This is a genomic window from Brevundimonas sp. FV1ye29L (assembly GCF_058681095.1).
In genome coordinates, this window is the sequence record NZ_CM178730.1 from 742,511 (window position 1) to 755,272 (window position 12,762).

The 12,762-nt window shown below is 68.7% G+C and carries 14 protein-coding genes; 4 read left to right on the forward strand and 10 right to left on the reverse strand.

Features of this window, described 5'->3' with window-relative positions; all coding sequences use genetic code 11:
• Positions 1 to 92: 92 nt before the first annotated feature.
• The 4 genes from argF to ACW17W_RS03700 all read right to left on the reverse strand — a co-directional run bounded on the left by argF (position 93) and on the right by ACW17W_RS03700 (position 4,956).
• Entirely contained in the window at positions 93 to 1,013 is a 921-nt protein-coding gene (gene argF / locus ACW17W_RS03685; RefSeq protein WP_492080248.1) for an ornithine carbamoyltransferase, read from the reverse strand.
• Positions 1,010 to 2,185: an aspartate aminotransferase family protein gene (locus tag ACW17W_RS03690; protein WP_492079397.1), complete on the reverse strand. Its 1,176-nt coding sequence runs from the start codon at positions 2,183 to 2,185 to the stop codon at positions 1,010 to 1,012. The genes argF and ACW17W_RS03690 overlap by 4 nt, the downstream gene beginning before the upstream one ends.
• Positions 2,186 to 2,346: 161 nt before the next feature.
• Positions 2,347 to 3,594 carry a dipeptidase gene (locus ACW17W_RS03695; RefSeq protein WP_492079398.1) on the reverse strand — a complete coding sequence of 416 codons (1,248 nt, stop codon included), beginning with the start codon at positions 3,592 to 3,594 and terminating at the stop codon, positions 2,347 to 2,349.
• Positions 3,595 to 3,657: 63 nt separating this feature from the next.
• Positions 3,658 to 4,956, reverse strand: a complete 1,299-nt coding sequence (locus ACW17W_RS03700; RefSeq protein WP_492079399.1) for a M20/M25/M40 family metallo-hydrolase — start codon at positions 4,954 to 4,956, stop codon at positions 3,658 to 3,660.
• A 69-nt stretch (positions 4,957 to 5,025) separates the two neighbouring features.
• On the opposite strand from ACW17W_RS03700, the gene hemF reads away from it, so the two are divergent.
• Positions 5,026 to 5,904 (forward strand): oxygen-dependent coproporphyrinogen oxidase, encoded by an 879-nt coding sequence (gene hemF, locus ACW17W_RS03705; protein ID WP_492079400.1) that lies wholly within the window; start codon positions 5,026 to 5,028, stop codon positions 5,902 to 5,904.
• A 7-nt stretch (positions 5,905 to 5,911) separates the two neighbouring features.
• Here hemF and ACW17W_RS03710 read toward each other — a convergent pair whose 3' ends face one another.
• Both ACW17W_RS03710 and ACW17W_RS03715 read right to left on the reverse strand, forming a co-directional pair.
• On the reverse strand, positions 5,912 to 6,379 hold the full coding sequence (locus tag ACW17W_RS03710) for a hypothetical protein (RefSeq protein WP_492079401.1): 468 nt from the start codon (positions 6,377 to 6,379) through the stop codon (positions 5,912 to 5,914).
• Between the two features lie 30 nt (positions 6,380 to 6,409).
• Entirely contained in the window at positions 6,410 to 7,162 is a 753-nt protein-coding gene (locus ACW17W_RS03715) for a glutamine amidotransferase-related protein (protein ID WP_492079402.1), read from the reverse strand.
• Positions 7,163 to 7,288: 126 nt separating this feature from the next.
• On the opposite strand from ACW17W_RS03715, the gene ACW17W_RS03720 reads away from it, so the two are divergent.
• Complete coding sequence (locus ACW17W_RS03720) at positions 7,289 to 8,161, forward strand: WecB/TagA/CpsF family glycosyltransferase (RefSeq protein WP_492079403.1); 873 nt, start codon at positions 7,289 to 7,291, stop codon at positions 8,159 to 8,161.
• On the opposite strand, the gene ACW17W_RS03725 is transcribed toward ACW17W_RS03720, so the two are convergent.
• From ACW17W_RS03725 to ACW17W_RS03740, 4 genes are read right to left on the reverse strand one after another with little or no spacing between them, the layout of a single operon-like run.
• Positions 8,158 to 8,748, reverse strand: coding sequence for a hypothetical protein (locus tag ACW17W_RS03725; protein ID WP_492079404.1), 591 nt, complete (start codon positions 8,746 to 8,748; stop codon positions 8,158 to 8,160). The two genes, ACW17W_RS03720 and ACW17W_RS03725, sit on opposite strands and share 4 nt — an antisense overlap.
• Entirely contained in the window at positions 8,745 to 9,335 is a 591-nt protein-coding gene (locus tag ACW17W_RS03730; protein ID WP_492079405.1) for a hypothetical protein, read from the reverse strand. The genes ACW17W_RS03725 and ACW17W_RS03730 overlap by 4 nt, the downstream gene beginning before the upstream one ends.
• Positions 9,335 to 10,111, reverse strand: coding sequence for a ricin-type beta-trefoil lectin domain protein (locus ACW17W_RS03735; RefSeq protein WP_492079406.1), 777 nt, complete (start codon positions 10,109 to 10,111; stop codon positions 9,335 to 9,337). Before ACW17W_RS03735 ends, ACW17W_RS03730 begins: the two co-directional genes overlap by 1 nt.
• Before the next feature lie 29 nt (positions 10,112 to 10,140).
• The gene (locus ACW17W_RS03740) at positions 10,141 to 10,575 is read right to left on the reverse strand and encodes a DUF3592 domain-containing protein (RefSeq protein WP_492079407.1); all 435 of its coding nucleotides are present in this window, start codon (positions 10,573 to 10,575) and stop codon (positions 10,141 to 10,143) included.
• Between the two features lie 201 nt (positions 10,576 to 10,776).
• Between ACW17W_RS03740 and ACW17W_RS03745 the strand changes: the two genes are divergently transcribed.
• Together ACW17W_RS03745 and ACW17W_RS03750 are read left to right on the forward strand one after the other, a co-directional pair.
• Positions 10,777 to 12,021, forward strand: a complete 1,245-nt coding sequence (locus tag ACW17W_RS03745) for a sensor histidine kinase (RefSeq protein ID WP_492079408.1) — start codon at positions 10,777 to 10,779, stop codon at positions 12,019 to 12,021.
• Entirely contained in the window at positions 12,018 to 12,761 is a 744-nt protein-coding gene (locus tag ACW17W_RS03750) for a LytR/AlgR family response regulator transcription factor (RefSeq protein WP_492079409.1), read from the forward strand. Before ACW17W_RS03745 ends, ACW17W_RS03750 begins: the two co-directional genes overlap by 4 nt.
• Position 12,762 lies beyond the last annotated feature (1 nt).

Consider the following 12,762-nt stretch of genomic DNA (forward strand, 5'->3'; position numbering starts at 1 on the left):
AGTGATTAGTGATTAGTGACTAGCGGATGGCAGAGCGATCCTGCCGCTTCTCACCCACCAATCACCAGCCACCAATCACGCCTTGCACGGAATCAGCCCCCGAAACACCAGGCGAGGACCGCCTTCTGGGCGTGGATGCGGTTTTCGGCCTCGTCCCACACCAGCGAGCGCGGACCGTCGATGACGGCGTCGCTGACCTCCTCGCCCCGGTGGGCGGGGAGGCAGTGGAGGAAGATCGCATCGGCGTCGGCGCCGGCCATCAGGGCCTCGTCCACGCCATAGGATTCGAAGGCGGAGAGGCGCGCCTCATAGTCCTGATCGCCCATGGACACCCAGGTGTCGGTGACCACGACGTCGGCGCCCTTGACCGCCTCGCGCGGATCGCTGGTCAGGGTGACGCAGTTTCCGCCGACGGCGAGATCCCGCAGGTCCGGATGGTATTCCGCCGGACAGGCGACGTTCAGGTGGAAGCCGAACTTCGGCGCCGCATGCATGAAGCTGTGGCAGACGTTGTTGCCGTCGCCGATCCAGGCGATCGTCTTGCCGGCAATCGGCCCGCGATGCTCCTCGATGGTCTGGAGGTCGGCCAGGATCTGGCAGGGATGCGAGCGGTCGGTCAGGCCATTGATGACCGGCACGGTCGAGACGCGGGCGAACCGCTCGACATCCTCGTGATTGTTGGCGCGGATCATCACGGCGTCGACCATGCGCGACAGGACCCGGGCCGTGTCCTCGACCGGTTCGCCGCGGCCCAGCTGCATGTCCGAGGCGGTGGCGATGATCGAGTCGCCGCCCAGCTGGCGAATGGCGGCGTCGAAGCTGAAGCGGGTGCGGGTCGAGTTCTTTTCGAAAATCATCGCCAGGACACGGTCTTGTCCCGGCGCGTCGGCGTCAGCCCGACCCTGCGGCCAGCCCTTGCGGGCGGCCTTGCGGGCATGGGCGTCGTCGAGGATGGACCGCAGGTCGGCGGCGTCCAGCCTGTGAATGTCGAGGAAGTGCCGGACCATAATCAGGCCGCCATCTGTTTGCGCGCGGTTTCGCAGGCGCCCTCGAAGCGGCGCACGGCTTCTCGCGCCTCGTCGATGGACAGGTTCAGCGGCGGCAGGATGCGGACGCAGTTGTCGCCGCCGCCCGCCACCAGCAGCTGCTGGGTGTCGCGGGCCAGGGCCATGAAGTCGCGGTTGTTGGGGACCAGCTTGACCCCGATCAGCAGGCCCTTGCCACGCACATCGACGATGACGTCCGGGAAGCGTTCCTGCAGGCCGGCGAGCTGCTGCTTCAGATAGCCGGCGATCTCGTTGACGTTCTGGATCAGCTCCGGCTTCACCAGTTCGCCAAAGGACGCCAGGCCCACGGCCATGGCCAGGGGGTTGCCGCCGAAGGTCGAGCCGTGGACGCCGACGGTCATGCCAGAGGCGGCCTTTTCGCTGGCCAGGCAGGCGCCGACGGGGAAGCCGCCGCCCAGGGCCTTGGCGATGGCCATGATGTCCGGCGCCATGCCCGCCCATTCGTGAGCCCAGAGCTTGCCGGTCCGGCCCATACCGCACTGGACCTCATCGAAGATGATCAGGACGCCATGCTCGTCGCACAGTTCCCGCAGCGAGCGCAGGCAGTGTTCCGGAATGGCGCGGCATCCGCCCTCGCCCTGAACCGGTTCGACGATGATCGCGGCGGTGGTCGGGGCGGCGATGGCCGCTTTCAGTGCGTCATGATCGCCCCAGACCAGCTGGTGGAAGCCCTCCATCGGCGGGCCGAAGCCGTTGGTATAGGCGGGGTTGGCCGCCGCATTGATGGCGCCATAGGTGCGGCCGTGGAACGAGCCGTCGAAGCCGTAGATGTCGATCCGCTCGGGCGCCCCATTGTGGAAATGATAGCGGCGGGCCGTCTTGATGGCGCACTCGACCGCCTCGGTGCCCGAGTTGGTGAAGAAGACCGCGTCGGCAAAGGAATGGGCGCACAGCCTGTCGGCCAGCGCTTCCTGGTCCGGAATGCGGAAGATGTTGGAGACATGCCAAAGCTTCTCGGCCTGGGCCTTGACCGCCTCGACCAGGATCGGATTGGCGTGGCCCAGGGCGTTGGTGGAGATGCCCGAGACGCAGTCCAGATATTCCGTGCCGTCCTTGGCCCAAAGACGCGCGCCTCGGCCGCGATCCACTTCCAGCGGAGCACGATTATAGACACCCATCAGATGGTTCACGGACACGGGACTGGACCTCCAAAACGCACACGGCCCCGCCGTTGACGACGGAGCCGATAAGGGACGCGTCTTGTCGGGCGGATAGGGGGGTTAGTCAACACCGGGGCAGGCCTGCTGTCCTCCCCATGCTCCGCACGGGGAGGACAGGTTCAGCCGACCGTGGCCAGGATCGGGCGATCCGCCGCCCTGGACTTCGCGACGGCCTCCACGGCGCGCATGACGCGCAGCATGTTCTCGCCGGCCAGTTTGCGGATGTCGGCCTCGGTCCAGCCGCGCTTCATCAGTTCGGCCAGCAGGGCCGGGTATGTGTCGACGCCGTCCAGACCGACCGGCAGGCTGTCGACGCCGTCGAAGTCGCCGCCGAGACCGACGTGATCGACGCCCGCGACCTGGCGCACGTGATCGATGTGGTCGGCGACGTCTGAGATCGAGGCGGTGGGGGTCGGGTGGGCGTCGGTCCAAGCCTTGAGACCGGCGACGACAGCGGCCGGGTCGCCGGGGTTCAGCGCCTTCAGCCGGGCGTCCTCGCCAGCGCGATCAGCGCCCCACTGACGCACCTTCTCCGAGACGAAGCCGGGCACGAAGGTGACCATGACGATACCGCCGTCCTCGGGCATCAGGCGCAGCACGCTGTCGGGCACGTCGCGCGGGTGGTCTGTCACGGCGCGGGCCGAGGAGTGGGAGAAGATGACCGGGGCGTCGGACACGCGAATGGCGTCCAGCATGGTCTCTTCCGAGACGTGGCTGAGGTCGACCATCATGCCGAGGCGGTTCATCTCGCGCACCACCTCTTCGCCGAAGGGCGACAGCCCGCCCCATTTCGGCGCGTCTGTGGCGCTGTCGGCCCATGTGGTCGTCCTGGAATGGGTCAGGGTGATGTAGCGGGCCCCCGCCTCATGGAACTGGCGCAGCAGGCCGAGGGAGTCGTCGATCGAATAGCCGCCCTCCATGCCGATCAGGCTGGCGATCTTTCCGGCGCGGTGGATGCGGACGATGTCGTCGGCGGTGGTGGCGATCTCAAAGGCGGACGGGTAGGCGGCGACGAGGCGATAGACGGTGTCGATCTGCTCGAAGGTCGCCTTCGCCGCCTCTGTCGGCGCCAGGCTGGCGGGGACATAGACCGACCAGAACTGCGCCCCGACGCCGCCGGCGCGCAGGCGGGGGATGTCGGTGTGAAGGCGGGTTGAGGCCTCGAGATCAGTGGCCAGATCGACGGCATGGGGATTATTGCCATAGGTCTGACGCAGGGCCCAGGGCAGGTCGTTGTGACCGTCGATCAGGGGGGTGCGGTCGAGGATGCGGCGCGCGCGCGTCTCGTCGGCCGTCGCCGTCGTCTGGGCCATGGCCGGCAGGGCGAGGGCCAGAAGGGATGCGGCGAGCAGGCAGGAACGGATCACGACGACCTCCGGGGGATGGATCGGGGACTTTGACGGCGTGACCGCCCCGATGACAAGGGGCGACTAGGGCTCGCCGAGGCTCAGGCGCGAGATCAGGACGGCGGCGCGCTGGGCCTGGCGGACCAGACTGTCGAGATCCACCGATTCGCCGACGGCATGGGCGCCGCTGCCGGCCATGCCGAGACCGCCGAGGGTCGGAACATCGGCGGCGACGAAGCCGCTGTCGGCCGCGCCCCGCCGGGCGGGGTCGTACTCGGCCATTTCGGGCAGGCCGAGGTCGCGGTTGACCGCGTTCAGCCGGGCCAGCAGGTCGCGGTTGCCCTCGGTCGGGGCCATGGGCGGATAGCCGGTGTCGCCGAAAGCCAGGTCGGCAGTGGTGCGCGGCAGGTGGTCGGCGACGATGGCCTGCATCCGGTCACGGGCGCGCATCTCCTGTTCCGGCGTCAGGGCCCGCAGGTCGCCGCGGGCGACGGCGGTCTCGGCCACGATATTGGTCTTGCCGGAGGCTGTGACGCGGAAGCCGTCGGCGTCGAGGGTCGAGGGCGTGCCCCCGGCCATGACGCCGACGTTGTAGGTCAGGTTCGGCTCGCGCAGATCGCGGCGGAAGGCGTCGAGGATGCGGGTTAGTTCATAGATCGCCCCGAAGCCCAGGGTCTCGTTGAACACGCCGCTGGAATGGCCGGTGCGGCCGCCGGCGGTCAGGGTCCAGTTGGTCGAGCTGCGGCGGGCGACGGTGCCGAAATCCTTGCCGCCCTCCATGGCCAGGCCCTCGAACTCCAGGGCGAAGTCGGCCGCCTTGCCCGCCTCGATCAGGTCCTTGCGCGAGATCGACAGGGGCGCGCCGGTGCGTTCCTCGTCGCCGGTCAGGAAGACGGTGACATTGGCGTCCTTCAGCGTGCCCGCCGCCTGCATGGCGCGCAGGGCCGAGAGGATGACCACCACCCCGCCCTTGTCGTCGCCGACGCCCGGCCCGGTGGCGGTGTTTCCGTCGCGGACGAAGCTCTGGAACGGGCTGTCGGGCTCGAACACCGTATCCAGATGACCGATCAGCAGGACGTTGCGGCCGGGCCCGGCGTGGGTGGCGAACAGATGGCCCGCCCGCGCGGTGGCGCTCATGTCCAGCCAGCGGACCTGAAAGCCGAGCGCCTCGAGTTCGGGGCGGACCATCTCGCCGACGGCCCGGACGCCTGCCAGGTTCAGGGTGCCGGAGTTCTGGTTCACCATCCGCTCGATCAGGGCGATGTGGCGGTCGTGGTCGGCGACCACCGTGGCGGCCATGACACGTTCGGCGTCTGAAGTCTGTGCGATCGCGGGCGAGGAACAGACGACGGCCGCGACGGCGGCGAGGAGGGCGAGGCGCATCGACGGGTCCTGCATTCAAGGATGGAACGGATCATGGCCCCACGGACAGCGGCGGTCTAGAAGGCGCGGATGAGCGACATCACCCCAGACCCCCTTGCCGTGCAGAAGACCGAGACCCGCGCCTGGTTCGAGGAGCTGCGCGACCGGATCCACGCCGCCTTCGAGGCGCTGGAGGACGCGGCGCCCGCCGACCTCTATCCGGGCGAACCGGGCCGGTTTGTGCGCACCGCCTGGCAAAGACGCGAGGGCGGCGGCGGGGTCATGGGGATGATGCACGGGCGGCTGTTCGAAAAGGTCGGGGTCCACTGTTCGACCGTGCACGGGACCTTCCCGGCCGACTATGCGAAGTCGGTCCCCGGCGCGGCCGAGGATCCGCGCTTTTTTGCGACGGGGATCAGCCTGATCTGCCATCCGCGCAATCCCCGGGTGCCGGCCGTGCATATGAACACCCGCTTCATCGCCACGACGAAGAGCTGGTTCGGGGGCGGCGGCGATCTGACGCCCGTGCTGGACGTCGACCGGCATGCTGAGGCTGCCGATACGATCGCCTTCCATGCGGCGATGAAGGGCGCCTGCGACACCCACGGGGCCGGCTACTATGAGCGGTTCAAGGCCTGGTGCGACGAGTATTTCTGGCTGCCGCACCGGAACGAGCCGCGCGGCACGGGGGGCATTTTTTATGATCACCTCGACACCGGCGACCACGCGGCGGACTTCGCCTTCACGCGGGACGTGGGCTCGGCGTTCGCCGAGGTCTATCCGGCCATCGTGGCGGGTCGGATGGGCGAGGCGTGGACGCCGGCGGAGCGGGAGGAACAGTTGATCCGGCGCGGGCGGTATGTGGAGTTCAACCTGCTGTATGACCGGGGCACGACCTTCGGCCTGAAGACCGGCGGCAATGTCGAGTCGATCCTCAGCTCCATGCCGCCCGAGGTGAAGTGGCCCTGAGGGCGTGTCAGTGGGCGGCGGGATAGGCGCCGATATGGCGCCAGTGCCCCTCTGACGTACGTTCCAGCTCGGCGAACACAGGCGTCTGGTCCCCCTCCCGGTAGCGAACGAAGACCGAGGCGTCGTGGATTTCAGGGCGGCTGAGGACCACGCGGGCGCCCGTGGATACGAACTCGGCCTGGATGGCGCGGCAACCCTGCAGGGACAGGGCCTCGTGTCCGACCTGTTCGGGACGTTGGGGCCGGAAGGACGGCGCGACCGGCAGGGCGACGTCGGACACCTTGAGCGGGGAGCCGTCCGCAGGCCGGGAGAACAGCTCGAGCGTCATCGAGATCACCGCGCAATCCTCAGCCGAGGCCGGACGGGTCGGGATGGCCGCGACCGGCGTTCCGCGGCCTGTCGTCGTGGCGCAGGCGCCGACAGTCAGGCCGCCGAGAGCGGCGAGGATCAGACGGGAGCGGGCGAACTGTGTCATCGGGAGACCTCTCTCGGTCGGAACTGCAAGTCAGATGCCGCTGCCCTGATCCTCGGCCGGCGGCGGGGTCAGCATCAGGAAGGCGCGGATCCACGCGGTCAGGACGGCGCGATCATTGGCCCGGGACAGGGTCTGAAGGGCCGCGTCGGCGATGTCATGAGGGATTCTGTGGCCGCGCCGCGCCTCGATGAGCGCCGCCGCGTATTCGGGCTGGAACTCGGGATGGCACTGGAAGGAGACAGCGCCGTGCTGACCGCCCGGAGCGGGATCGTCCCACGCCAGGGCGGCATAGGGGGTGAAGTCGCTGGACGCGATGACGCGGGCGTCGGCCGGGATGCGCACGACCTGATCCTGATGGGAGACGGGGATCGCGATGGAGGCGGCGCGCGGATACATCCATGGCTCGTCGGCCCCGACCTCATAGCGATGCAGGCCGACGCCCCAGCCGCGCGGCGACTTCTCGACAAGGCCGCCAAAGGCCTGGGCCAGGGCCTGATGGCCGAAACAGATGCCGACCAGCCGGGTCTTGCCGCGCGCGTCCCTGAGCCAGTCCAGAAGGGGGGCGATCCACGGCAGGTCGTCATAGACCCCGGCGGCAGAGCCGGTGACGATGGCGCCCCGGAATTCGGTCGGGTCGTCAGGCAGGCGGCCGGCCTGGACGTCGAACCGCACCGTGGCCACGCCCTCGCCCAGCAGGGCGCGGAACCGGGCCGGGTAGTCGTCAAACGAGTCCCGCAGGTCCGGCGGCGGGGTTCCGGTCTCAAGGATGGCGACAGGCTTCACGGCGGGCTCCGGCAGGCGCCCTGTATGGCGACAGAGGCGGCGTGGGAAAAGGGCGATCCGGCGTCCAGGCGACGTTAACCGCGTCCGCTCACGCAACCTTGAGACCCGACGCGGCAGGATCGGGCCATGGCCGAGACCGTCCCTGACCGGATCCAGACCCTGCCGGCCGACCGGCGGGGCAAGACGCGACAGCCGTTCCGGCGCGAGCGGCGGCCGCAGGAGCGTGTGCGCCTGCTGGGCCAGGCGGTCGATCTGGTCCGGCCCGAAGAAGTGCTGCACCATATGCAACGGTGGATCGCCGAAGGCCGCCAGACGGTGTTCGCCAACCACAATCTGCACAGCCTGTCCCTGATGCGCCGTTCGGCCCCGATGCGGGCCTTTTACGAACGGGCCGACCTGATCGAGCTGGACTCGACCCCGCTGGTGGCCTTTGCACGACTGACGGGGCTGAACAGCCGGGGCTTTCACCGCTGCACCTATCTGGACTGGCGCGACCATTTCTGGAGCCTGGTCAACCGGCACGGCTGGCGGGTCATGTATGTCGGGGGCACGGCCGAGGTGTGCCGCGTTGCCGTCGAGCGCCTGACCGCCCGCTATCCACGCGCTGTGATCGAGGCCCGGGACGGCTATTTCGACGTCACGACGGGCTCTGAAGGCAATCAGGCAGTGCTGGACCGGGTGGCGGCTTTCCAGCCGGATATCCTGTTCGTCGGCATGGGCATGCCGCGGCAGGAAGAGTGGATCATCGCCAATATCGACGCCCTGCCCCAGGCGGCCATCTTTTCTGTCGGAGCCGCCTTTGACTATGAGGCCGACGCCCAGAAGACTGCGCCGCGCTGGATGGGACGAATGGGGATCGAATGGCTGTACCGGCTGACGGCTGATCCGAAGCGACTGTTCCACCGCTATTGTATCGAGCCCTGGAGCCTGATCGACCTGATCTGGGCCGATCTGGTCGCGGCGGCAAGGCGTCGCGGCCGCGAGGCGCCGGACGTCTAGTTTCCTCGCCGGTCGCAGGTCATTTGATAGAAGCTGGCGTCAGGATTGGCCGAAAGGCCCAGTCGCCCGCCGTCCAGCATTCTCCCGCCATAGCCCGCCCACGGCCCGCCGTTAAAACGAAGGCGGCGGCTGGCGGCGTCGTAGCTGTAGCCCCCTGTCACACCCTGGGCGTTGGCGTAGCGCCCCCCGGGAAGGATGCGCAGGGTCAGGTTTCCCGCCGCCCCGCTGACGCACTGCCAGGACCCGACCGCAGGGCCGGAGCCCGCAACCGGGCGCGTGGGCGTCGGCGTTGCGGGGCGGGCGGGCGTCGGCGCAGCGGGGGCGCCGCCCGGGGCGGCGCTCAGCATGAAGGGGGCGTAGGTATCGGTGAAGGACTGGCCATCGACCCGGATGACGCAGGCGGTGCCGTTCAGGGACACCACCGTCGCCGGACGCCCTGCCGGGCTCAGCACCCGCTGGCCGATGGTGCAGCGGTCAAGCGCCGACACCGGCGAGGGCAGCCCGACGATGGCGAGGCCGGCCGCCCCGCCCGCCAGGATAAGACCGATCCGCAGGCCCGGGGCCGAGGGCGTTCGCCGGCGGGTCACGACGCCGGCGCCTTGGGATCGACGCGGAGCCAGCGCGGCAGGACGTTGTATTTCGAACCGGCGCACTGGATCTCGTAGCCATTGGTGGTGGCGACGTTGTTTTTCTGGACGATGCACAGCTGCCAGTGGTCCGCCAGGCCCATGATCGAGGCGAGAACGATCGAGCCGCGCGCGAAGGGTTCGCCCGTCACGGGCCTGGCCGCCGTCTGCGTCACGGGCTGGCCGCCCACCGGCCTGACATGGATGTCGCGGCGGATCGAGCGCGTATGGTTGCAACTGACCTCATAGGCGCCCTGAAACGCCTCGATCACGGTGCATCTGTCCCAGAAACCCGGCTCGACCGGATCCTCGACCTCCACCTCGTCATAGGCGGCGTACAGGGGCGCTGCAGGGACCGTAGGAACATTGACCGGGGCCGCAACTGCGCCGGGAGCGACCGGAGCGACGTCCGGCGGGATGACGGGATCGGCCGGCGCCCCGGCCGGAATGGGGGCGTCCGGAATGTCCTGGGCCAGGGTGCGACCGGACAGCCCCAGAATCCCGATCACTGAAACCGCCGCGAGCGCGAGACGCGGAGCCCTGGCCATCAGTAGCTTCCCGGCGCGATGCTGCGGAGCGATGCGCCGTCGTTGGCGATCAGGTTGCCGGCCCCGCCCGCGACGATGTTTCCGGCTCCGCCCGCCACGATGGAGGCGGCGATGATATTGCCGGCGCCCCCGGCGACGATATTGCCGGCGCCGCCCGCGACAATCCGGCCCCCGGAAACGGTGATGTTGCCCGCGCCGCCTGCAACGATATTGGTGCTGCTGACGCCCCGGGAACTGGCCAGGGCGCGGCCGGGCGGGAGGCTGGTCATCGGGGTCGAGGCGCTGATCCTGTAGCTGGCCGTGCCGCCGCTGGTGGCCGTGTACCATTTCTGGTTCATTCCGCCATGGCAGCTCCACCCGACGATACGGGCGCCGGACGCGCGATTTCCACCTTCGACGTCGGCGCAGACGCCCAGTTCATTGCGCATCTCACCGTTGGACTGGATGCCCCAGCGCTGGTTCTGGCCGTTGTTGCAGGTCGCGGCGCTCAGGGGCGCACCCTGACCGTTCGACTGCAGGCAGGTCTGGTTGCCAAGGGAGATCATGCCGTAGGCGCCGGAGACGAACCGCCAGCCCTGGGCGCCGCGACCCGACTGGCAGGCGGCGTACATGATGACGCTGCTGTTGCCGACGTCGAGGCAGTGGCCGATCTGGTAGTAGCTGGCGATGGTCGGGCTTCCGCCGGTGACCGAGACGGTGACCTGCGCCCGGGCGGCGCCGGCCGCGGCGGTCAGGCCGAGGGCGGCGACGACGGCGATAGCGAGGCGATGCGACATGATATCCTCCAGTGCGAGGGGGGCTGCGCTCAGGCCCCGGTGAAGACAAGAATGACGGCGACGAGCAGGAAGGCCGCGCCGATGAAGAGGCCGGCGAAACGCAGGGTGCGAACGTCGCCGGTGGGTTCCAGGACGGCGTAGTCAGGCCTGTCCGGGTCATAGCGGGCCTCGATCTCGGCGCCGGACGGGTAGCGGGCCAGAACCGCGTCTGCCTGTGGACCGGTGAGGTTGGTCTGGACGAAAGACAGGCGTGTCGACTGATGCTGTGCGCCGCGCACCTCGTAGGCGTAGCGGATGGTGGCCCAGCGGCCGCCCTTGGAGTTTCGGTTGATCCTTGACTCGACGACCCGGGCGCGGGCGATGGGCCAGTGGCGCGCCTCGCGGATTTTCATCTCCGCTCGCGCGGCCAGCCAGAAGGTCAGGATGGGCGCGAGCACCCCTGGCGCGACGGCGAATAGCAGCATGGGCCAGTCTTGCATCGTTCGTCTGCTCCCCGGGCGTGAGGGTGGGCGCCTCTCATGGCCAACAAACCCTGTGGTTGTTTCGGAGCCGCGCCAAGCCACACGCGACGAAGCCGTCTCCGGTTGCGACGAACGGGGTTGGCCGAACGAAAATTGATCTTCAGTGTGGAGTCCTGGCTTTCGAGTGGCAGGCGGGGAGGGGCGATGCGGCGACAGATGGCGATCCGGCTGGGTCTTCGGTTTCGCCCGGGCGGTATCGGCAAGGCCGGCAGGATGGCCCGCTCCGGAGAGATCGATTTCACGACGGTGCGCGAACCCGCTGTCACGTCGGTGACGGTGCGGCTGGTGGTGCTGGTATGGGTATTCGCCGTGCTGATGGCCGCCACCGGGCATGCCATGCAGGGGAATGACCCGTTCAACTTTCTGCTGCTGAACTATATCCCGCCCATGCTGACCAGCATCGGCTGGAGTCTGGGCCTTATCTCGCTACTCGGATGGTCGCGGCCGCTGAACCTGCCGCTCAGGCTGATGTTGATGGCGTCGGCAGTGCTCGCCGTCAGCGCCATCCAGACCGTGATGGACATGGTCTACAATCGGCAGTTGGCCCTCACGGTGGCGCCGGTCTGGCGCGACTGGGCGGTGGACCTGACCAGTGCGCGCTTTGCCTTTGCCCTCATCCTGTACGTCTGGACCTTCGCCTTCTCGGTGCTGCTGATCTGGGCGCTGCGGGCCAATGACAGCGCCAGGATGAACGCGGCTCGCGCCGCCGCCTTCGAGGCCGCCACCCTGAAGGCCGAGGCCAATGCGCTGCGTCTGCAGCTGAATCCGCATTTCCTGTTCAATACCCTCAACGGGATCGCCAGTCTGACGGTGTCGGGCCGCAAGGCGGCGGCGGAGGAGATGATCAATCTGCTGGCTGACTTCCTCAGGTCGTCCATCGCCTCTGACCCCGCAGCCGAGACGCCCTTGAGGGACGAGGCGGCGACGGTTCTCGCCTATCTACGCATCGAGGCGGCGCGCTTCGGCGAGCGTATGCAGATCGAAATGAACATCCCGTCCCGACTCGATCACGCGCTGGCGCCCAACTTCATACTTCAGCCCCTGGTTGAAAATGCCGTCAAATACGGCGTGGCGCCGTCGCGGCGGCCAGTGACGATCCGGGTAGCCGCCGCAGCGCGCGACGGCGTTCTGTTGCTTACGGTCGAGAATCGCATTTCGGGCGATCGGGGCCGGGCGGCCAATTCGAGACCAGCCCCGGTCGATGTCCAGGACCGGCACGGCATTGGACTGAGCAATATTCGCCAGCGACTGGCCCTGGCCTATGGCGACGCCGCCTGGTTGACGGTGCTGCCGCTGGACGACGGCTATCGCGCCGAGATCGGCCTGCCCCTGCGTCTGGCGCCGGAGGAGTCGGTCAGGCCGGCGCGCCGTCGCAGGTCCGCGACATGAGGGTTCTGCTCGCCGACGACGAACCCCTCGCGCGCGACCTGCTGCGCTGTCTGCTGGCGGGGCAGCCCGGGGTGGAGGTGGTGGGCGAGGCGGCAGATGGGCGGCAGGCGGGTGATCAGGTCGCCGCCCTCGACCCCGACGTGCTCATTATCGACATCGAGATGCCCGGTATGGACGGGATGGAAGCTGCGGGGCTGTTGCGCGGACGCGTTCGGCCGGCGGTGATCTTCGCCACCGCCCATTCCGGACGGGCGCTCGATGCCTTCGATGTCGACGCCGCGGACTATCTGCTCAAGCCGATCCGGCGGGAAAGGCTGGCCGAGGCGCTGGACCGGGTGCGGCGGCGGCTGAAGCGGGTGACGGAGGCTGGCGTTCCAGCGTCCGATCCAGCGGCTGGGCCCGCAGTCTGGGTCGCCGTCCGGCAGGGTCAGGTCCGGGTGCCGATGCCGGAGGTGTCGCACATCACGGCGGCCCGGGACCATGTCTTCCTGCATGTGGACGGGCGAAGCTGGATGCACCGCATCACCATGGCCCGGATGGAGGCCCTGGCGACGCCGCACGGACTGGTGCGTATCCACCGCTCGGGCATGGTCAGGCCGTCCCGCGTCGAGACCGTCGTCCATTCAGGCAAGAGCCTGAAGCTGCGACTGGACAACGGGGCCGACCTTCCGGTCGGCCCCGCCTATCGCCGTCTGGTGCGCAGCTGGACCCTGAAGGCCGGCGGCGCGATACAGGACTGAG

Coding starts and splice junctions, on each gene's coding strand:
- ACW17W_RS03690 (WP_492079397.1), bottom strand. CDS start 2,185: ATGGGTGTCTATAATCGTGCTCCGCTGGAAGTGGATCGCGGCCGAGGC.
- ACW17W_RS03700 (WP_492079399.1), bottom strand. CDS start 4,956: ATGCGCCTCGCCCTCCTCGCCGCCGTCGCGGCCGTCGTCTGTTCCTCG.
- hemF (WP_492079400.1), top strand. CDS start 5,026: ATGAGCGACATCACCCCAGACCCCCTTGCCGTGCAGAAGACCGAGACC.
- ACW17W_RS03710 (WP_492079401.1), bottom strand. CDS start 6,379: ATGACACAGTTCGCCCGCTCCCGTCTGATCCTCGCCGCTCTCGGCGGC.
- ACW17W_RS03720 (WP_492079403.1), top strand. CDS start 7,289: ATGGCCGAGACCGTCCCTGACCGGATCCAGACCCTGCCGGCCGACCGG.
- ACW17W_RS03730 (WP_492079405.1), bottom strand. CDS start 9,335: ATGGCCAGGGCTCCGCGTCTCGCGCTCGCGGCGGTTTCAGTGATCGGG.
- ACW17W_RS03735 (WP_492079406.1), bottom strand. CDS start 10,111: ATGTCGCATCGCCTCGCTATCGCCGTCGTCGCCGCCCTCGGCCTGACC.
- ACW17W_RS03740 (WP_492079407.1), bottom strand. CDS start 10,575: ATGCTGCTATTCGCCGTCGCGCCAGGGGTGCTCGCGCCCATCCTGACC.
- ACW17W_RS03745 (WP_492079408.1), top strand. CDS start 10,777: ATGCGGCGACAGATGGCGATCCGGCTGGGTCTTCGGTTTCGCCCGGGC.
- ACW17W_RS03750 (WP_492079409.1), top strand. CDS start 12,018: ATGAGGGTTCTGCTCGCCGACGACGAACCCCTCGCGCGCGACCTGCTG.